General features: G+C 69.7%; 19 protein-coding genes, 1 tRNA gene and 1 pseudogene. 14 read left to right on the forward strand and 7 right to left on the reverse strand.

Annotated elements, in window-relative coordinates; translation table 11 throughout:
* The first annotated feature begins 46 nt into the window (after window positions 1-46).
* Both ACH34T_RS38475 and ACH34T_RS38480 read left to right on the forward strand, forming a co-directional pair.
* Window positions 47-481, forward strand: coding sequence for a 4-oxalocrotonate tautomerase family protein (locus tag ACH34T_RS38475; protein WP_396025922.1), 435 nt, complete (start codon window positions 47-49; stop codon window positions 479-481).
* A gap of 493 nt (window positions 482-974) precedes the next feature.
* The gene (locus ACH34T_RS38480; protein ID WP_396025923.1) at window positions 975-1,442 is read left to right on the forward strand and encodes a MarR family transcriptional regulator; all 468 of its coding nucleotides are present in this window, start codon (window positions 975-977) and stop codon (window positions 1,440-1,442) included.
* 48 nt (window positions 1,443-1,490) lie between these two features.
* Here the strand turns inward: ACH34T_RS38480 and ACH34T_RS38485 are convergent, their stop codons facing one another.
* From ACH34T_RS38485 to ACH34T_RS38500, 4 genes and pseudogenes are all read right to left on the reverse strand, one after another.
* A complete protein-coding gene (locus ACH34T_RS38485; RefSeq protein WP_396025924.1) occupies window positions 1,491-2,063 on the reverse strand; it encodes a hypothetical protein in 573 nt (190 codons plus the stop codon).
* Between the two features lie 285 nt (window positions 2,064-2,348).
* The gene (locus ACH34T_RS38490) at window positions 2,349-2,753 is read right to left on the reverse strand and encodes a sigma factor-like helix-turn-helix DNA-binding protein (protein ID WP_396025942.1); all 405 of its coding nucleotides are present in this window, start codon (window positions 2,751-2,753) and stop codon (window positions 2,349-2,351) included.
* A gap of 420 nt (window positions 2,754-3,173) precedes the next feature.
* Window positions 3,174-3,392: pseudogene (locus ACH34T_RS38495) on the reverse strand (sigma factor); the annotation flags it as partial.
* Window positions 3,373-4,302 carry an NAD-dependent epimerase/dehydratase family protein gene (locus tag ACH34T_RS38500; RefSeq protein ID WP_396025925.1) on the reverse strand — a complete coding sequence of 310 codons (930 nt, stop codon included), beginning with the start codon at window positions 4,300-4,302 and terminating at the stop codon, window positions 3,373-3,375. The pseudogene ACH34T_RS38495 and the gene ACH34T_RS38500, both read right to left, overlap by 20 nt.
* Window positions 4,303-4,384: 82 nt before the next feature.
* On the opposite strand from ACH34T_RS38500, the gene ACH34T_RS38505 reads away from it, so the two are divergent.
* From ACH34T_RS38505 to ACH34T_RS38520, 4 genes are all read left to right on the forward strand, one after another.
* The gene (locus ACH34T_RS38505; protein ID WP_396025926.1) at window positions 4,385-5,191 is read left to right on the forward strand and encodes an ATP-grasp domain-containing protein; all 807 of its coding nucleotides are present in this window, start codon (window positions 4,385-4,387) and stop codon (window positions 5,189-5,191) included.
* 101 nt (window positions 5,192-5,292) lie between these two features.
* Window positions 5,293-5,487 (forward strand): hypothetical protein, encoded by a 195-nt coding sequence (locus ACH34T_RS38510; protein WP_396025927.1) that lies wholly within the window; start codon window positions 5,293-5,295, stop codon window positions 5,485-5,487.
* The gene (locus ACH34T_RS38515) at window positions 5,484-5,864 is read left to right on the forward strand and encodes an NADPH-dependent FMN reductase (RefSeq protein ID WP_396025928.1); all 381 of its coding nucleotides are present in this window, start codon (window positions 5,484-5,486) and stop codon (window positions 5,862-5,864) included. The genes ACH34T_RS38510 and ACH34T_RS38515 overlap by 4 nt, the downstream gene beginning before the upstream one ends.
* 1 nt (window position 5,865) lies before the next feature.
* Window positions 5,866-6,000, forward strand: a complete 135-nt coding sequence (locus ACH34T_RS38520; protein WP_396025929.1) for a hypothetical protein — start codon at window positions 5,866-5,868, stop codon at window positions 5,998-6,000.
* Window positions 6,001-6,044: 44 nt separating this feature from the next.
* Here the strand turns inward: ACH34T_RS38520 and ACH34T_RS38525 are convergent, their stop codons facing one another.
* Window positions 6,045-6,851, reverse strand: a complete 807-nt coding sequence (locus ACH34T_RS38525; protein WP_396025930.1) for an SDR family NAD(P)-dependent oxidoreductase — start codon at window positions 6,849-6,851, stop codon at window positions 6,045-6,047.
* 184 nt (window positions 6,852-7,035) lie between these two features.
* On the reverse strand, window positions 7,036-7,566 hold the full coding sequence (locus ACH34T_RS38530; RefSeq protein ID WP_396025931.1) for a cupin domain-containing protein: 531 nt from the start codon (window positions 7,564-7,566) through the stop codon (window positions 7,036-7,038).
* A gap of 102 nt (window positions 7,567-7,668) precedes the next feature.
* Between ACH34T_RS38530 and ACH34T_RS38535 the strand changes: the two genes are divergently transcribed.
* The gene (locus tag ACH34T_RS38535; protein WP_396025932.1) at window positions 7,669-8,907 is read left to right on the forward strand and encodes an APC family permease; all 1,239 of its coding nucleotides are present in this window, start codon (window positions 7,669-7,671) and stop codon (window positions 8,905-8,907) included.
* Between the two features lie 266 nt (window positions 8,908-9,173).
* Here ACH34T_RS38535 and ACH34T_RS38540 read toward each other — a convergent pair.
* A tRNA-Leu gene (locus ACH34T_RS38540) sits at window positions 9,174-9,256 on the reverse strand.
* Between the two features lie 128 nt (window positions 9,257-9,384).
* Here ACH34T_RS38540 and ACH34T_RS38545 point away from each other — a divergent pair.
* From ACH34T_RS38545 to pknB, 7 genes are read left to right on the forward strand one after another with little or no spacing between them, the layout of a single operon-like run.
* Entirely contained in the window at window positions 9,385-10,140 is a 756-nt protein-coding gene (locus tag ACH34T_RS38545) for a DUF3662 and FHA domain-containing protein (protein WP_328360038.1), read from the forward strand.
* An 11-nt stretch (window positions 10,141-10,151) separates the two neighbouring features.
* Window positions 10,152-10,655, forward strand: coding sequence for an FHA domain-containing protein (locus tag ACH34T_RS38550; protein ID WP_396025933.1), 504 nt, complete (start codon window positions 10,152-10,154; stop codon window positions 10,653-10,655).
* Window positions 10,652-12,238: a Stp1/IreP family PP2C-type Ser/Thr phosphatase gene (locus tag ACH34T_RS38555; protein ID WP_396025934.1), complete on the forward strand. Its 1,587-nt coding sequence runs from the start codon at window positions 10,652-10,654 to the stop codon at window positions 12,236-12,238. Before ACH34T_RS38550 ends, ACH34T_RS38555 begins: the two co-directional genes overlap by 4 nt.
* Entirely contained in the window at window positions 12,239-13,825 is a 1,587-nt protein-coding gene (locus tag ACH34T_RS38560) for an FtsW/RodA/SpoVE family cell cycle protein (RefSeq protein WP_396025935.1), read from the forward strand.
* Between the two features lie 10 nt (window positions 13,826-13,835).
* Window positions 13,836-15,329 (forward strand): peptidoglycan D,D-transpeptidase FtsI family protein, encoded by a 1,494-nt coding sequence (locus ACH34T_RS38565; RefSeq protein WP_396025936.1) that lies wholly within the window; start codon window positions 13,836-13,838, stop codon window positions 15,327-15,329.
* Window positions 15,326-16,756, forward strand: coding sequence for a serine/threonine-protein kinase (locus ACH34T_RS38570; RefSeq protein WP_396025937.1), 1,431 nt, complete (start codon window positions 15,326-15,328; stop codon window positions 16,754-16,756). Before ACH34T_RS38565 ends, ACH34T_RS38570 begins: the two co-directional genes overlap by 4 nt.
* Window positions 16,757-16,778: 22 nt before the next feature.
* The gene (gene pknB, locus ACH34T_RS38575; protein WP_396025938.1) at window positions 16,779-18,590 is read left to right on the forward strand and encodes a Stk1 family PASTA domain-containing Ser/Thr kinase; all 1,812 of its coding nucleotides are present in this window, start codon (window positions 16,779-16,781) and stop codon (window positions 18,588-18,590) included.
* The last annotated feature ends 844 nt before the right edge of the window (window positions 18,591-19,434 follow it).

Here is a 19,434-nt window from a genome sequence, read left to right on the forward strand (position 1 = left end):
CGTACGTTTGCGCTGGACAGCAAGAGTTCAATGAAAGGACTGACTGGTGCCGTTCGTGGAGTTGTTCGTCCCCAAGGGCTCGCTCGATCAGGAACACCGCGAGAGGATCGGTGGACAACTGGTGTCGGAGGTGATGATCGCCGAGGGCGCCCCGGACAACGAGGCGGCAAGGTCCATCTCGTGGCTCGTGGTGAACGAGATCGACGCCTGGTTCGTCGGCGGCCGGCAGCTGCCCGCCGGAGAGAAGCCGAAGTACGTGGTGCGAGTGGGCGTTCCGGCCGGTTCGATGAACGACGACAAACGCCATGACATCGTGCGGCGCGTCACCAAGGTGCTCGCAGACGCCGACCCGGAACCTGGACGGTTCAGCCAGGCCACCGCCGCATGGGTGCACATCAACGAGGTGCCGGAAGGCAACTGGGGAGCGCGCGGGGAGATCGTCCGCTTCGAGGACATCGCCGACTACGTAATCAACAGCTAGCCCCTCGACGGGGACCGCGCCTCGCCCACCACGAAGGACCCCTCGGGCACAAGGTCACCGCGTCACCGCGTCACCCGGGTCACCGCGTCACCCCGGGTCACCGCGTCACCCCGGATCACCGCGTCACCCCGGGTCACCGCGTCACCCCGGGTCACCGGGTCACCGCGTCACCGGGTCACCGGGTCACCGGGACAACCCGGATCACCGCGTCACCCCGGTCACCGGGTCACCGGGTCACCCCTGGATCACGGGTCACCCTGGTTCATCGGGGGCACAGGGTCATCGCGTCACCCTGGATCACCGGGGCAGGCTCGTCCTCCGAGTGCAGGCGACCTCGAAGCCTGGGACGGACGAGAGCCGATCAGGCCGGTGCCCGAGGACAGCTTCCGCACCCACCAAACACAACCGAGGCCCCGCCGCCGCGCCTTGACCTCAGCTTAACTTCTGGTTTTACGCTGCTCGGAGTACTGATGACCCACCTGGGAGCAGCACCTTGACGACTCAGCAGGTCTCCGATGCCGACCTCGCCGCCCAGCCGGCCGCCTACTGGACCGGAGTTGCCTACGAGGCACTCATCGCTTTCACGCGAGCCCGGCTTGCCGAACTCGGTTTCACCCAGCCCCAGTTCTGGCTCCTGCGCAACCTGTCGAAGAACGACATCTCACCTGACGGCCAGGGCATGACCATCCCCGAACTGCGGCAAGCCATGACGTCCTACCTCAGGCCCGAGGACGACCTGGAGACCGACGCAGAGGTTCTCCTGGAACGCGGCTGGCTCACCCGCGACGACGAGGCCCGGTGGTGGATCACCGATGCGGGGGAGGAGGCGCGCCTTACCGCCAAGCAGCACGCTCCGGCCGTCCGCGACCGCATCCACCAGGGCATCGACGACGCCGACTACGTCACGACCTTGAAGGTGCTCCGGCAGATGATCCGGAACACCGGCCGCGCCGTGGCCTAGGGCCTGCCCGTAGCTCCGGAACTGTCCGGACCACGAACCACGCAGGCCCTAGCTGTTGTACTGCTGTGCCTTAGCGCCGGGAGGCAGGCCGACGGCGCGGGCCGCCTCGGCGTCCGGGGCGTCCACGCCCTGGCTCAAGCGCTGGCGCCGGTCGAACTCGGCGAGTCCGCGTTCGGAGAACATGCGCTCCAGGGACGGACGGAACCCCGCGCCGTCGAGCGGATCGGCCACGTCCTGGACCACCGGGACGGCACCACCGTGATCCAGCGTCACCACCAGTGGAGTTCGCGTCCCGGCGTGGGTCACCAGACTTCCGCCGTCGCGGGCGTAGTCGTTGCACGCGACCTCCAGCGATACGCGCACCCGCGATCCCCGCCGCGCCGTCTCGATCGCCTCCTCTGCGCAGAACCAGCGTGGACGCATCTGAGCAGGCATGGAACTCGGCCAGACCACGGCGCGACCCGTCTCCAGGAAGCGGTCGATCACGGGCAGCGCGGCAGCGATAAGGCCACGATCGACGTGCGGAGCGGGCGGCCACACTCGCCACGACTGCCGCCATGCCGTGCCGGCGGCCGCGAGCGCCACGACCGTGAGGACGGCCGTCCAGGTCCTGGGCCTCATGAGCGGCACCACGGTAATGCGACGAGTTCTGCATCCGGTACCGGTCGAACCGCACAGATTCCACGCTTCATGCAGGCCACCCTAGGAGCATCCGACCGGCCCCCACGAGGACACGAAGGCGAGCGTCCCGCAACCCCAAACCCTTAGCCCACGGACGACGATCCTCAGGTTCGACGGCCCCACAGACGCGTCACGCCCAACCCGAGGCATCGCCATCAAGCGTTCGGGAGGCTGGCGGACGGGGTTTCACTCCTTCCCGGGCAGTCACGCCCCATCGGACACCGGTCAGAGAGGGCCGAGCTTCCCGGGATGCACCTCCCCGTCCGCCCGCAGCACCAGTGCCCGGAGCGGCCGCGGTGACGAAAGCGGAGACGAAGACGAGGACGAGCGCGGAGACGGAGACGGGGACGGGCGCGGGGCCGGGGGCGGAGGCTGGGACGGGGGTGACGCGGCGTCGCGGAGGCGCTCTCCGGCGGCGATGCGCTGTCTGGCGTCGGCGAAGATCTGGCGGCAGTCAAGCTCGTTCCTTCCGGTGATCGCCGCGACGTCCGGGTAGCTGTACCCGAACACCTCGCGCAGCATGAACACCGCCCGCTCCACCGGCGAGAGAGTCTCCAGCAGGACGACGAACGCCATCGACAGCGAGTCGGCCATCTCGGCCTGCTCAGCCAGCGCATCCCGCTCGACCACCCCAGCCTGCTCAACTCGCCCAGCCCGCTCAACTCGCCCAGCCCGCTCGACTCCTTCAGCCCGCTCAATTCCTTCAGCCCGCTCGACTCCTTCAGCCCGCTCGGCTCGCTCAGCCCGCTCGGCTCGCTCGACCTGCTCAACTCGCTCAACCCGCTCAATTCCTTCAGCCCGCTCGACTCCTTCAGCCCGCTCGGCTCGCTCAGCCCGCTCGGCTCGCTCAGCCCGCTCGGCTCGCTCAGCCCGCTCGGCTCGCTCAGCCTGCTCGGCTCGCTCAGCCTGCTGGGCTTGCTCGGCCAGGTCAGGTGGCTCGGCCTGCTTGGCTGGGCCGTCGTTCTGATCATCGGCGGGCGTGGGGGGCGGCTCTGCCTGTCCGACTCGTCTGTCCCCCGCGGACATCCTCGGCCGCGCACGCGCCGAGCTCAGGTGGTTGATTCCCCGTCGCGTCACGGCCGTCGTCAGGTACGCCTTCGTGTCGGCGATCGCAACTCCCGCCTGCCGGGCCCGGGTGAGGCCGCGGTAGGCGTCCTGGACGATGTCCTCCGCGTCGCCCACCGAGCCGGTCATGCCATAGGCGATGGAGAACAGCAGTGCCCAGTACGCGGAACCGGAACCGGCCGTGTCATGCGGCTGCCCAGACACGGAACCCCTCCCGCCAGCTCGCGTACCGGGGCTCCCAGCCGAGTTCCTCTCGTGCCTTCTCGTTCGACGACCCGCGCCAGTCGATCATCTGGGCGGCGACGAAGCCTCCGGCGAGCAGCCGTCCGAGCCAGGCGGGCATGCGCAGCGGCGGTTTCGCGCCCAGGACGTCGGCCAGGTACGGCAGCCATTCCGAGACCGGCGCCGGGTCGTCGTCCACGACGTTGTAGACGCCGGGCGCGCCGCGCTCGACGGCGGCGAGCGTCGCGGCCGCGGCGTCGGTGGTCTCGATGAACGACCAGATCCCGGTCCCGCCGCCGATCACCGGCACCTGCCGTTTCCGGACGGCGTCCAGCAACGGCTCCGAGGCGCCAGGCCCGTAGAAGGTGCCGTAGCGCAGCACGATCCCCTCCGGCGCCTCGGCCGGCACGGTCTCCTCCACGTACCTGATCGCCGCCATCGACCTGACCGACGACCGGGACGGAGCGTCCGGCGCCGGCGGGTCCTGCTCGGTCTTCACCGGTCCGCCGGAGCGCTCGGTCGCGCCGATGTGGCCTTGCGCGACGACGCGGCGGGTGCCCGCCCGTGCCGCGGCGGCCAGCAGGTTGTCGGTGCCGCGGGTCCGGAGCTCGTTGGTGGCGGCGAACGCCTTGTCGACGTTGCGGAGGCTCCGCATGTCCGCCAGCGCGGTCATCTGGTGGACGATGACGTCCGGTCCGGCGGCCCGCACCTCCGCGATGACCGCCTCGCGTTCGAGGCCGTCCAGGATCACCGGCTCGGCGCCCGCGGCGCGCAGCGGCCCGGCCTTGGCGGGCGTCCTCGTGGTGGCGGTGACCTCGTGGCCCGCCTCGACCAGGGCGGGGACGAGGTGCCGTCCCAGTGCCCCGGTCGCCCCCGTGACGAAGACTCGCATGTTCGTTCCTTCCGTGCGGTTCCTGCCATGAAGACAGCGCATCGCCCCGAACCTGTGACATCTCGGCCTTTACCCTGGGTCGATGCCGCTTCTCGTGCTTTCACCCCGATACACGGACGATTCGAAGGTGCTGCGCGCCGCGTCCGGCCGGATGGGGTGGAAGGCCGAGCGGTTGGGCGGCTGGCGGGCCCCTGAGCGGCTCCGAGGGCAGGACGTCGTCCTGTACGGCGAGCCGACGTTCGTCGAGGTCATCGCGGCGCAGCTGGGTGTCGCCCTGCTCGACGCACCGGCTGACTGGCTGCCCGGCCTCCCACAGCGCCATCTACGGCGGAGCCTTGGCGTGTCGGCGTTGGGGGACGTGCGCCGCTCCCTCGCCGAGCCCACGTTCGTCAAACCGGCGGACGGACGAAAAGCCTTCGAGGGAAAGGTCTACACGTCCCCGGAGGATCTCCCCGGACGGGACGTCCTGCCGGACGACACGCCAGTGTTCGTCTGCGAGCCCGTCCGGTGGGACGTGGAATTCCGATGCCACGTACTGGACGGCGAAGTCGTCACCATGTCCCCCTACCTCCTCGACGGAGAACTCGCCCTAACCGAACAGGGACGCTGGCAAGCCCCCGACGACGACGTCCAAGAGGCCACGCAGTACGTGACCGAAGTACTCGGCGAGGTACCCACCCCACCGGCGACCGTGCTCGACGTCGGACGGATCCGCGACCGCGGCTGGGCGGTCGTCGAAGCGAACGCCGCCTGGGGCGCAGGCCTATATGGGTGCGACCCAGAGCAGGTACTCAAAGTGCTGGCCCGCGCCTGCGTCCGCCAAGACCAGGTGACGGAAACCGACCGGCCCTGGGTCACCGCCCCAGCCGAGTTGGACATGAACAGGTAGGCACCCCAGTCAGCTGACAGATGAGCGGCCCTCGGTCGTCTTCGTAGCTTCGAGCACGTCAATCAGCCGTGGCTACGACGACAGAAGAGAGGGACAGACCGATGACCGAGACAGCGCTCCGCGTCGCGATCATCATCGCGAGCACCCGGGAGGGACGGTTCGGGCCGACCGTGGGGACCTGGTTCGCCGAGCAGGCCCGGCAGCACGGCGACATCGTCGCCGACGTGGTGGACTCGCGGCGGAGCCGCCGCCGTCCGCGCTCGGGGCGAAGACGTCCGACCCTTTCGCCGAGGTGACCGGCACGCTCGACGCGGCGGACGCCTTCGTCGTCGTGACCTGCGAGTACAACCACAGTTTCCCCGGCACGCTGAAGAACCTGATCGACACGCACTTCTACGAGTGGCGGGCGAAGCCCGTCGCGTTCGTGTCGTACGGGGGGCTGGCCGGCAGGCTGCGGTCCGTAGAGCACCTCCGGACCGTCTTCGCCGAACTCCATGCGGTGACCGTCCGGGACACGGTGAGCTTCCACCACCCATGGAACTGGTTCGGCAACGACGGCCAGCCAGAAAACGCGGAGGACGCGGCAGCCGCAGCGAAGGGCATGCTCGACCAGCTCACCTGGTGGGGTCGTGCGCTGCGCGACGCGCGTTCCGTCCGGCCCTACGGGGACTGACGTGACCACCGCGACGCAGGCCCCCGCCGGGGCCGCAGCGGCGCGGGCGCGGCCGATGGCGATCGCGCTCGTCCTGGTCCTCCCGGCCCTGCTCCTCCCACGCCAAACCACCACAACAAACGCCGACACCAAATGACCCAACGAGCCGCCTCAGATGGCTACGGCACAGATGGCTACGGCTCAGATCTCCTTCAGGAAGCCCGAGTCGACGGCGAAGTCCGCGCCCGTGGTGCTCGCCGAACGCGGCGACGCCAGCAGCGCGACCACGTCGGCGACCTCCTGCGGCGTGGCGAGGCGGCCGGTCGTGAGGTTCATCATCTCGGCGGCGCCCCCGTCCAGCACCGCGTCCCGGTCGGACCCGGTGGCCCCGGCGATGATGTCGGCCGCGCCGCCCTCGTCCGTCCACCAGGCCGTCCTGACCGGGCCGGGCGACACCGTGTTGACCCGGACGCCCTGCGGCCCGTACTCCTCCGAAAGACCCTTCCCCAGGTTCGTCAGCGCCGCCTTCGCCGCGTTGTAGTCGTAGTTCATCGGCCCGGGACGGCGGGCGTTCCCCGACGACACGTTCACGACCGCCGCCGCGTCGCTGTTCAGCAGGTGCGGAAGCGCGGCCCGCAGCGTCCGGACGACGACCTGCACGTTGAACTCGAACATGTCGCGCCAGTCGTCGTCCGCCAGGGTCAGGAATCCGAACCGCGGCAGGTCGGCGCCGGGCGGCGGGCCGCCCGCGTTGTTGACCACGACGTCGAGGCGGCCGAACGCCTCCACCGCGCGCTCCACGGCCCGCGCCGGGGCGTCCGGGTCCATCAGGTCGGCCGGCACGTGCAGCAGGTCGGGACCGGCCAGCGCGTCGAGCTCCGCACCCGATTTCCGGGACACCGCGACGACGCGGGCGCCCTCGTCCAGCAGCGTCCGCGTGACGGCGAGCCCGATCCCCTTCGACGCCCCGGTGACGACAGCGACGCGGCCGGTGAGCTGCAGGTCCATGGAATCCCCTCTCATAGGCGAGCGCGCCCCTCCCGGACGCGCCTCGCCCCATGAACCCCACCCCGCCCAACCCGGTTGCGCTCACTCGGCGACGAAATCGTCCGAACACCCGCAGACGAAGTCGCGCACCACCCGAAACCTCACCCAAACCCCAGCCACGCCCACAACCCCCACACGCACCAGATCAATCGAGCTTGGGCCCTATATGCAGGTCGGTGAAATAGCTGTCGTGCTCGACGAAGAACCGGTTCCGCTCCTCCTCGCCGAGCGATGCGACCGCGCCGACCCCCTCGAAGTAGCCCTCCCGCGGCGCGCCCGGCGTGAACAGCATCAGGAACGACGCCGGTTCGTCCGACTGGTTGTAGAACGAGTGCAGCCCGCCCGGCGGGACGTACAGGAAATCGCCTTTGGTCCCGTCGACCCAGCGTTCCCCGTCGAACAGCGACACCGTCCCGTCCGTCACGAAGAACGATTCGGACATCGTCTTGTGGAAGTGGGTGCCCGTACCGGCCCCCGGCGGCAGGCCGACCACGTTGTAGAGGCCGAACTCCCCGTCCGTGGCCGCGCCGTGCTCGCGTCCCGTCGGCCGGCCGGTCGCCAGGTAGTAGGTCTTCATCCCGGACGGCGACGCGAGCTCAGGCGCAGCGTCCGCCGATCTGTAGACGGCGCTGACCTCTCCGTCGTTCCCGAAGTACCGGGGCTCCGGATATGACATGTTCATCTCCTCGACAGACGTCCCAAAGACCATTTGAACGCCTTCCCCAACGGTCAGCGGGCACACCTCAACGGACGGTCGGCGACCACCGAGGAGCACGGCATGAGGGCCCCACCGGACGGCTTGCAGCGCCGCCTCGGGATCTTCGACGCGGTGGTGATCGGCCTGGGGTCGATGATCGGCGCGGGCATCTTCGCCGCGCTGGCCCCGGCGGCGCGCGCGGCCGGATCGGGCCTGCTGCTCGGGCTGGGCGTCGCTGCCGCCGTCGCCTACTGCAACGCGACGTCCTCGGCACGGCTGGCCGCCCGCTACCCCGCGTCCGGCGGAACCTACGTCTACGGCCGCGAACGCCTGGGCGACTTCTGGGGTTACCTGGCCGGCTGGGGATTCGTGGTCGGCAAGACGGCGTCCTGCGCGGCGATGGCGCTGACAGTCGGCTCCTACGTCTGGCCGGCCCACCCCCACACAGTCGCGGTAGCGGCCGTACTACTCCTCACCGCCGTGAACTACGTCGGCGTACGCAAATCCGCCTGGCTCACCCGCGCGATCGTCGCCGTCGTCCTGACCGTGCTCGCAGCCGTGGTGCTCGCCTGCCTGACCTCCACCGCATCCGACCCGGCACACCTGGACCCCGGCACCACGACCGGCGGAGTCCTGGAAGCAGCCGCCCTGCTCTTCTTCGCCTTCGCCGGATACGCCCGCATCGCCACCCTCGGCGAGGAGGTACGCGACCCCGCACGCACCATCCCCCGCGCCATCCCCCTGGCCTTGGGCATAGCCCTCGCCGTCTACGCGGCGGTGGCGGTCGCCGTCCTCACGGTCCTGGGCCCCACCGCCCTGGGCACCGCAACAGCACCACTGGCCGACGCCGTCGACCAGGCAGGCCTGCCCGGCCTTGCCCCCGCGGTACGCGTGGCCGCCGCAACAGCTGCCCTAGGCTCGTTGCTGGCCCTGATCCTGGGCGTCTCACGCACGACGCTCGCGATGGCCCGCGACCACCACCTCCCGCACGCCCTGGCCGCCGTCCACCCCCGCCACAAGGTCCCGCACCGCGCCGAACTCACAATCGGCGCCATCGTCGCGATCATGGCCGCCACGCTGGACCTACGCGGCGCGATCGGCTTCTCGTCCTTCGGCGTCCTGGCCTACTACGCCATCGCCAACGCCTCCGCCTGGACCCTCACCCCGACTGAAGGCCGCCCACCCCGTCTGGTGCCGATCGCCGGCTTGATCGGCTGCCTGACCCTGGCCTTCGCGCTACCGCTCTCGTCCGTAATAACCGGCGCCGCCGTCCTAGCCATCGGAGCCACCCTCTACGCCCTACGCCGCACAGCCGCATGACCAGACCGCACTCTTGAGCCAAAGCCCGGTCCACACACCGTCAACCCGTGCAAAAGCAGGCCCAACCAATAGCCGCCGGTCGGGCCTGTTCTGTCACGATATGGGTAAGCCCTGCACGCAGCCCCCGACCTCGACCGGGAGGGGGGCGTGGGGGGCGGAGCCCCCCACATCGGGGGTTCCAGGGGGTCGCCCCCTGGGCCAAAACAAAGAAGGAGTGGCAGGGAAGGAGCCCCAGGGCTCCGACCACACCACTCCCAACTCATTCGTGGGCGAGGAGGGATTTGAACCCTCACATCCTTTCGGACACACGGACCTGAACCGTGCGCGTCTGCCGTTCCGCCACCCGCCCATGGGTGTGCACCCGTTTCCGGGTGCCTGAAAAGGCTAGCACGCGGGTGGCAGTGGTTAGGTATCCAGTAACGCCAGGCGAACCTTCGCACCGATACGATCGTCTACCAGTGGGGAAGGGAGGTGCCCGTGGGCGTCATTCAGCGCTTCGAGCGACGGCTCGAGGGCATGGTCGAAGGGGCCTTCGCCCGTGCCTTCAAGTCTGAGCTGCAGCCGGTCGAGGTGGCCAGTGCTGTGCAGCGCGAGATGGACGATCGGGCGGCGATCGTGGCGCAGGGCCGCACGCTCGTTCCGAACGACTTCGTCGTCGAGATCTCTCAGCAGGACGGGCAGCGGCTCCAGGTGTACGCCGACAGCCTGAGCCAGGAGCTGGCGAACCTCGCGCGCGAGTACGCGAAGGAGCAGGGGTACTCCTTCGTGGGTCCGGTGCGCGTGCGGTTCGAGAACGCGGGCGATCTCGCCACGGGCATGTTCCGCATCAGGTCCGGGGTGATCCGGGGGTCGACGGTGGAGGGCGGTGAGATCCGCCAGCCGGTGAGCGATGTGCCGCAGGGGGCGCGCGGGGGGGTGTTCGGGGGGCATCCGCGGCTGCTGGTGACGACCGCCGTCGAGGGGTCGGACACGACTCAGCGCACCTATGAGATCAATACGCCGGTGACTCTGCTCGGTCGCGGCACGGACTGCGACCTGCGCCTTGTCGATCCCGGAGTCTCACGGCACCATGCCGAGATACGAGTAGAAGGTCCCGAAATCGCTCTCGTGGATCTAGGGTCGACCAACGGCTCGTTTGTGAACGGGCAGCCGATCCGGCGGGTCACGCTCGTCGACGGCTCCCGGGTCACGATGGGCCGGACCACTCTTGTGTTCCGCCGCGATAGGGAGTAACCCCGACTCCGATGTCCCCTTTCACCCTCACGCTGATCAAGCTGGCGTTCCTCGCGGTCCTCTGGCTGTTCGTCATCGCGGCCGTCGGCGTGATCAGGGCCGACCTGTTCGGCTCCAAGGCCGCGACGAAGGCGGCCCAGCGCGCGGCCCAGCCGCGGCCTCCCCGGGAGCGGCAGGCGCGGCAGCCGAAGCCGCCGCGGCAGCAGCGCAGCGCCCAGCACGGCGCCCCGACGAAATTGGTGGTCGTGCAGGGCGAACGGGCCGGCACGGTCATCGACCTCACGGGGGTCCCCATCACCATCGGTCGGGCGAATGACGCCACGCTGGTAGTGACCGACGACTACGCTTCGAGCCGGCATGCCCGACTTTATGCGCAGGACGGTCAGTGGATCGTGGAAGATCTCGGCTCGACCAATGGCACATATCTCGGACGCACGAAGGTGAGCCGGCCGATGCCGGTCCCGCCGGGCGTACCGGTCCGTATCGGCAAGACCGTGATCGAGCTGCGCAAATGACTCTGGGAATCCGCTACGCCGCGCGCTCCGACGTCGGCATGCTGCGCGAGGGCAACGAGGACTCGGCGTACGCGGGCGCGCACCTGCTCGCGGTCGCCGACGGGATGGGCGGGCACGTCGGCGGCGAGATCGCCAGCGCAGCGGCGATCGAGGCGCTGCGCGCGCTCGACAAGGACCTGCCGGCGACGGAGCTGCTGGCCGCGCTTGAGCACACGGTCAAGGCGGCGAACGACAACCTGCACCGCATCGTGGAGTCCGATCCGGCGCTGCAGGGCATGGGCACGACGCTGACGGCGATGCTGTGGGCGGGCAACCAGGTCGCGCTCGTCCACATCGGCGACTCCCGCGCCTATCTCCTGCGGGACGGCAGCCTGTTCCAGATCACGCACGACCACACGCTGGTGCAGTCGCTCGTGGACGAAGGCCGCATCAGCCCCGACGAGGCCGCGTCCCATCCGCAGCGTTCGCTGCTGCTGCGCGCCCTGGACGGACGCGGCGAGGTCGACCCCGATCTGTCACTCCGGGAGGCGCAGGTCGGCGACCGCTACCTGCTGTGCTCGGACGGCCTGTCGGGCGTCGTCACCGCGGAGACGATCTTCCAGGTGCTGACGGACGTGGACGATCCGGAGCAGGCCGTCCGGCAGCTCGTCGACCTGGCGAACCGGGGCGGCGGTCCCGACAACATCACCTGCGTGGTCGCCGACGTCGTCGACCTGGAGCGGCAGCCGCCGACGGGCGGGCCCGGGCACGCGGTGGGCGCGGCGGCGAACGCCACCCCGCCGGAGCCGCCGGGCGGGGGACCTGGCGCGAACACGACTGCTGCGGACACACCAGCGGGACGAGCCGCGCAGCTCCGCGACACCAGGCCACAGCCGCCGGTCGCCGTCGACGAGATGCCACCGCCGCCGGCACCCGCGCCCGCGCCGATAAGCGACCCGATGGGCGGCCCGCCGATGCCGGGCGGCGCGATGCAGCAGGCGCCGATGCGGACGCGCCGGGGCGGCATGCGCCGCTGGACGTGGCTGGTCGTCGTCGCGGGCGTGGTCGTCGTCGGTGTCGTGGCGGGCGGGTTCGTGCTGGTGCAGAACGTCCGGAACGGCTACTACATCGGTGCGGAGAAGGGCCAGGCCGTCCTGTTCCGCGGGACGCCGCAGGACGTGCTCGGCTTCAACATGTCCCGCCGGGCGAACACGAAGAACCTCCAGCCGATCATGGTCGAGGACCTCCCCCAGGACCTTCAGCAGCAGGTGAAGGACACCTACACGGTGGACGGCCCCGGCGAGTGGAAGATGCTCGTCGACCGGGTGTGCAAGTACAGCATCGTCAACCAGTCCGGCAAGGTCACGATCGTGCGCGGCCGGAGCCAGCAGAACTGCAAGGAAGAGACCAGGCCCAGCGACGTCCGGTTCTCCGAGCTGACCGTGTCCGACGCCGGCGCGATCGTGAAGGGCAACGTCAAGGACATCATCGGCCGGGCGGGCGCGCAGGCCAGGCTGCAGGAGATGACGGTCCGCCGCGACATGTGCAACCAGCGCACACCCGACAAGCCTCGGGACTGTCCCTCCAACGGAGGGAAATCGTAGATGCAGTCGATCGGGGAGCAGATCAGGGCGCGGCTGCCGTACCAGCGGCGCAACGCGGCCTCGTTCGCCCTGCTGATCTTCGCGATGGTGCTGACGCTGTCGGCGTTCGCGGAGGTCGGGCTGGCCCGTGACGGCAGCATCCCCGCCGGCCTGTTCGTGTACGGCGGCGGCCTCGCCGTGCTGGCGCTCGCCGCGTACTTCGCCCAGATGAAGTTCACCCCGTACGCCGACCCGCTGCTGCTGCCGCTGTCGGTGGCTCTGAACGGCGTCGGGCTCGCGATGATCTACCGGCTTGACCTGGACACCAGCGCCGACCGCAAGGCCGCCGCCGTCGCCGGCAAGAAGATCCTCAAGGACGCCGCGGACGCGCCCAGCCAGCTGATGTGGACGTTCGTCGGCATCGGCCTGTTCGTCGCCGCCGTGCTGATCATGCGGGACACCGACAAGACGGACGCGCGGCTGTCGTTCACGCCGAAGACCGCGCAGCGCTACACGTACCTGATCGGGCTGACCGCCGTCGTCCTACTGCTGCTGCCGATCGTGCCCGGCATCGGCGCGGAGATCAACGGCGCCCGGGTGTGGATCCAGCTGGGCCCGTTCTCGGTCCAGCCGGGCGAGTTCGCCAAGCTGCTGCTCGTCGTGTTCTTCGCCGGCTATCTGGTGAACAAGCGGCAGGCCATGTCGCTGATCGGCAAGAAGATCGGGCCGCTCAGCCTGCCTCGGGCCCGCGACCTCGGCCCGATCATGGTGCTCTGGTTCTTCTCGCTCGGCGTCCTGTTCATGCAGAAGGACCTCGGCACCGCGCTGCTGTTCTTCGGCCTGTTCATCTCGATGCTCTACATCGCGACGCAGCGGGTCTCCTGGGTGGTGATCGGCGTCGGGCTGCTGGCGGTGGGCGTGTTCGTCGCGACGCTGCTGCCGTTCATGGGGCACGTCAACCAGCGCATCGACATCTGGCAGAACCCGAAGCCGTACTTCGACGGCGGCTGCCTGCTGGAGAGCGGCAAGGTCGTCCCCGTCAACCCCAACACCGAGATCTACAAGAGGTACGACGCGCAGGGCTCGGGTTCGCCGGGCTTCTCCGCGTGCGCCGAGCTCGGCGGCGAGTACTCCGACAGCGCGCAGCTGATGAAGGGCCTGTTCTCGCTCGCGGAGGGCGGCGTGCTCGGCACGGGCCTCGGGCAGGGCGAGCCGTGGCGGACGCCGCTGTCGTTCAGCGACTTCATCTTCGACTCGATCGGCGAGGAGCTCGGGCTGACCGGGCTGATGGTGCTGCTGCTGATCTATGCCTTGATCGTGCAACGCGGGATGAAGACGGCCGTGGCGGCGCGCGACCCGTTCCTGAAACTGTTCGCGGGCGGTGTGTCGTTCGTCCTGGCGCTCCAGGTCTTCGTGATCGTCGGGGGCGTCACCCGGCTCATCCCGCTCACCGGCCTGACGACGCCCTTCCTGTCCCAGGGCGGCTCGTCGCTGATGGCCAACTGGATCCTGATCGCCATCCTGGTGCGGATGAGCCATGACGCGCGCAAGCCCGCACCGCAGGCGATCCAGGACGAGGGCATGACCCAGATCGTGAGCACGAGGTGAGTTCCGTCCCATGAACATGGACAAGCCGGTTCGGCGGGTGGCGATCTTCGCGTTGCTGCTGTTCTTCGGACTGATGGCGCAGGTCAACTACGTCCAGGGGAGCCAGGCGGAGGATCTGCGCGAGGACGACAACAACGCCAGGCAGTTCGCGGACGTGTTCAACTCGCCCCGCGGGCAGATCTCCGCGGGCGGCGAGGTCCTCGTGGTGTCGGAGAAGACCGGCAAGGACAACCCGAAGTACGGCCGGAAGTACAAGGACGGCCCGATCTTCGCGCCGGTCACCGGGGTCTTCTCGACGAGCGGGAGCGCCACGCAGGTCGAGCGGGCCTACAACTCGCTGCTGGGCGGCAACGACAAGCGGATCACGCAGCAGCGCTGGTTCGACACGTTCATCGGGAAGAAGCCGGAGGGCGCGAACCTTGAGCTGACGATCGACCCAGACGCGCAGCGGACGGCGTACGAGCAACTGAAGGCGAAGACGCAGCAGGGCCGCCGCGGCGGCGCCGTCGTGATGGACGTGAAGACGGGCGCGCTCAAGGTGGCGGCGTCGTGGCCGTCGTTCGACCCGAACGAGGTGGCGCCGCAGACGGGCGACAAGGGCGGGAAGCGGCTGGAGGAGCTGAACAAGGGCAGCGGCGTCATCCGGCCGCTGATCGACAACGCGTTGAGCCAGACGTTCCCGCCAGGCTCGTCGTTCAAGGCGGTCACGTCGGCGATCGCGATGGAGCAGCTCAACCTGAACATCTCGTCCACCGTCGACACGGGACAGCTGATCCTGCCGGAGTCGAACCGTCCGCTGCCGAACTCGCACGACAGCGGCAGCTGCGCCGGTTCCGCGCCGCTGAAGGGCGCGTTCGCCGAGTCGTGCAACACCTCGTTCGCGAAGCTGGCGCTGCAGCTGGGCATCCAGCAGATGCACGACGGCTCCACGAAGTTCGGGTTCGGGGAGCGCGTCAAGCTGGAGCCGGACATGTTCGCGGCGGAGAGCGACGTCCCGGTGTCGGTCACGGACGCGAAGGGCAACACCGTCGAGACCGGCAAGGACGGGACGGCCCGCTCCGGCATCGGCCAGGAGAACGTGCGGGCCACGCCGCTGCAGATGGCGATGGTCGCGGCCGCGATCGCCCACGACGGCAAGATCATGAACCCGTACGTGGTGCAGAAGGTGCGGGCCAAGGACCAGAGCGAGCTGTACAACGCGTCCCCGAAGGAGTTCGGGGAGGCGATGAGCGGCGACCACGCCGACCAGCTCGCGGAGATGATGCGGGCGGTGGTGTCGGAGGGCACCGCGACGAACCTGCAGGGCAAGCGGGTCGCCGGTAAGACCGGTACCGCCGAGCAGGACGCGGCGTCCGGCATCCCGAACTCCCGCTGGTTCGTCGGGTTCAGCCCGGTCGAGAACCCGCGTTACGCGTTCGCCGTGGTGACCGAGGGTCCGAACGACGGCGCGACCAATGCCGGTCCGATCGCCGCGGCGATCATGGCCAAGGTCCTGCAGAAGTGAGTACGGGCCTCGTCCTTGACGGTCGGTACCGGCTGCTTGAGCGGCTGGCCATCGGCGGGATGGGCGAGGTCTGGCGGGCGTCCGACGAGGTGGCAGGACGGCCCGTCGCGGTGAAGCTGCTGCGGCGCGAGCTCGTGTCGGACATGTCGGCCCGGGGCCGGTTCGAGTCGGAGGCCCGGTTCGCGGCGGAGCTGCGGCATCCGGGGATCGCGCAGGCGTACGACTTCGGCGAGCAGAACGGCCGGACGTACCTGGTGATGGAGCTGGTGGCGGGCGAGCCGCTGGACGGGATCCTCCGGCGGGACGGCGGGCTGCCGCTGGAGGCCGTCCTCGACCTGCTGGTGCAGGCGGGGCGGGCGCTGACCGTCGCGCACCGGGCGGGGGTCGTGCACCGGGACGTGAAGCCCGCGAACCTGATGGTGTCCCCGGACGGCATCCTGAAGATCACCGATTTCGGGATCGCGCGGCGGCTGGCGGCGGCGTCGCAGACCGCGACCGGGATGGTCATGGGGACGGCGCACTACATCTCCCCCGAGCAGGCGCAGGGGCTGGAGCTGACGCCGTCCGCCGACCTGTACTCGCTGGGCGTGGTGGCGTACGAGTGCCTGACGGGGGCGCCGCCGTTCGACGGCTCGACGCCCGTGGAGGTCGCGCTGCGGCACGTCAGGGAGCCGCCGGCGGAGCTGCCGGCGCGGTTCCCGGCGGACGCCCGCGACCTGGTCATGGAGATGCTGGCGAAGCACCCCGCGGGCCGTCCGGCGGACGCGGGGACGGTCGCCGACCGGGCCCTGGCGATCCGCGCGGGCCTCAGCACCGGCAGGACGGCCCGGACGGCTCCCGCGAACCGCCCCTCGACGGCAAGTCCCAACATTGTTACCCAATCGACTACTTTGTCGGGATTCGACAAGGGTAGGGCGGCGGATAACCTCACCAGGGGGTCAGTGCGCGAGCACCACCGCCCCGGTAGGCGCCCCGGCAGGCGGACGGCACTGGCGTACACGTCGGTCGCCGCCGTGCTGCTGGTCGTCACAGCCATCGTGATCGGGTCGCTGTGGAAGGGGTTCGCCTTCGCGGGATCCGGCGGAGACGAACGGGACCCACCCGACGCCCCCGCCACCCGGCCCGTCGGGGACGGCACCGTCGACGGTTCGGTCGCCTCGCCGGGCGGTTCGGCCGAGCACCGGTCCCGCGCCACACCCAGGCCGGCTGTCACGCAGCGGCACCGGACGCATAGGATCCGTCCGTCAACGCCGGGGACCCGCCAGACGTCCCCTCCAGAGAAGCCACCTACGAATCCGCACAGGGCGAAGCCCACCGCCCCAGACCCAACACCCACACCGACGGAGAGCGCCACGACTCCGTCAACTCCGAGCCCGCATCCCTCTGTGACCCAGACCGGGAAGCTAGGTTCGGAGGACAAGGTGTAGACGTACGAGGGAAAGTGCACATATGAGTCAACCTCGGCTGCTCGGCGGCCGCTACGAGCTCGATACGGTGATCGGGCGGGGCGGCATGGCCGAGGTCTACCGTGCCCGAGACCTGCGCCTCGATCGCGTCGTCGCGGTCAAGACGCTACGGTCCGACCTGGCCCGTGACCCCACGTTCCAGGCGAGGTTCCGGCGCGAGGCCCAGTCGGCCGCGTCGCTGAACCACCCCTCGGTCATCGCCGTGTACGACACCGGCGAGGACATGATCGGCGACAACTCCATCCCGTACATCGTGATGGAGTACGTGGACGGGAGCACGCTGCGCGACCTGCTGCGGGAGAACCGCGCGCTGCTCCCTGACAAGGCCCTGGAGGTCACCGACGGGATCCTCCGCGCCCTCGACTACAGCCACCGCGGCGGGATCGTCCACCGCGACATAAAACCGGCCAACGTGATGCTGACCCGGCAGCACGAGGTCAAGGTCATGGACTTCGGCATCGCCCGCGCCATGGCCGACACCGCCGCCACGATGACGCAGACCGCGCAGGTCATCGGGACCGCGCAGTACCTGTCGCCGGAGCAGGCCCGCGGCGAGCGCGTCGACGCCCGCAGCGACATCTACTCGACGGGCTGCGTCCTGTACGAGCTGCTCACCGGCAAGCCGCCGTTCACCGGCGACTCCCCGGTCGCGATCGCGTACCAGCACGTCCGGGAGGAGCCCGTCCCGCCGTCCGGGGTCGATCCGCAGATCCCGCAGTGGGCGGACGCGATCGTGCTGAAGGCCATGGCGAAGGAGCCAGAAAACCGTTACCAGAACGCCACGGAGTTCCGGCAGGAGATCCAGCGCGTCCTGCAGGGGCAGCCGGTGGCGTCCACGGCCGCGTCCACGATGATGATGGGCTCGCAGCCGCAGGGCACGCAGGTCATGGGCGGCTACCCCGGCGGCGGCCCCGCGCGCACGCAGGTGCGGCGCCCACCGGACGACTACGGCATCCCGCCCGCTCGGTACGACGACGACATGCCCGAACGCGGCGGCGCCGGCAAGAAGGCCGCGCTGTGGGTCGGCCTCGCCGTGCTGTTCATCGGCGGCGCCGCGCTCATCGGCTGGATGCTGAGCGGCGGTGGCGGCGGCGGGACCGACCAGGTCGCCGTCCCGCAGAGCATCGTCAACACGTCCCAGAGCGACGCGAACGCGGAGCTCACCAAGCTCGGCTTCCAGGTCGGCGATCCGAAGACCGAGTACAGCGACGAGATCAAGAAGGGCTTCGTCATCAGCTCCGACCCGCGTCCCGGCACGGAGGCCGACAAGGGCGCGACGGTGACGCTGGTGGTCTCCAAGGGCAAGAAGCCGCCCACGGAGATCGCGATCCCGGACGTGACCGGCAAGTCGTACGGGACGGCGAAGAACCTCCTGGAGGAACGCGGGTTCGAGGTCGACAAGAAGGTGGAGTCGAGCGACAGCGTCCCGCGCAACAACGTCATCAGCACCGACCCGCCCGGCGGCTCGAAGGCGCCCAAGGGCTCGTCCGTCACCGTCCTCGTGTCCAACGGACCGACGAACCTCAAGGTGCCGAACCTGTTCAACAACAGCCAGCGCGCCGCCTGCGCCAAGCTGCAGGGCCTCGGCCTGAGGTGCAACGTCGAGAGGGGCCCGGCGCCGCCGGACAAGCCCGTCGCTCCCGGCTTCGTCTACGACCAGCAGCCGACGCCGGACGCGACGGTTGCACCGGGCGACGCCGTCACCATCTTCGTCGCGCAGAAGCCGACCCAGACACCGCCGACCGGCGGAACCCCCGGCACCGAGCTGCCCTGGCCCGGAGGCGGCGACGGCTAGCACGCGCCCCAGGGACGTGATCAAGGGCCCCGGACCTTCGCTGAGAAAGGTTCGGGGCCCTCGCTCGTCCCCGCCCGCCCGGGACGCACCTCGCTGACCTGCATGAATGCAGGACGTTCGGGGCGATCGGGGGAAGATCTGAAAATTTCGGTTGAAATCCGTAACGTCTCGGGGCGCCGTGACGAAGACCATATCGAGGGCTTCCGCCATTGCCCCCGAGTGGCGGAAGCCCTCTTGTTTGCTTTGCGTTTCTCTCCTCCTTCGGGCCCTGGGGGCCCTCCATCGTCGAGAAACGCGGTGCGATCGCTGCATCGCATCCGACTCGCCTAGCGGCTCGCTGCGCGATCAGGTTCTCGCAAGCTCGAACCTGCCTTCGGTCGCGATCGCGACGATTGGGGTTGTCGCGTGGCTGGGCCAGTGGCTGAGGTAGGTGCGCACGCTACCTGAGCCCAGGCACGCACACTGATCAAGCTGAACGCACACAGCAGCTGAGGGGCACGCTCGCTGGCTGAGCTGGGTGCGCACGCTAGTCAAGGTGGGCGTGCTCGCTGGCTGAGCCTGGGTGCGCACGCTGGCCAAGGTGGACGCGCATGCTGGCCGAGGTGGACGCGCGCGGTAGCCGAGGTGGGCGCGCACGGTGGCGGGGGTGGGCGCGCACGCTGCCTGAGTTCGGGCACGCACACTGATCAAGCTGAACGCGCACGGTAGCTGAGGTGGGTGCGCACGCTGGCTGAGCCTGGGTGCGCATGCTGGCCAAGGTGGGCGTGCTCGCTGGCTGAGCTGGGTGCGCACGCTGGCCGAGGTGGGCGCGCGCGGTAGCCGAGGTGGGCGCGCAGGGTGGCGG

The organism is Actinomadura sp. 9N215, assembly GCF_044326345.1.
Taxonomy (GTDB): domain Bacteria; phylum Actinomycetota; class Actinomycetes; order Streptosporangiales; family Streptosporangiaceae; genus Spirillospora.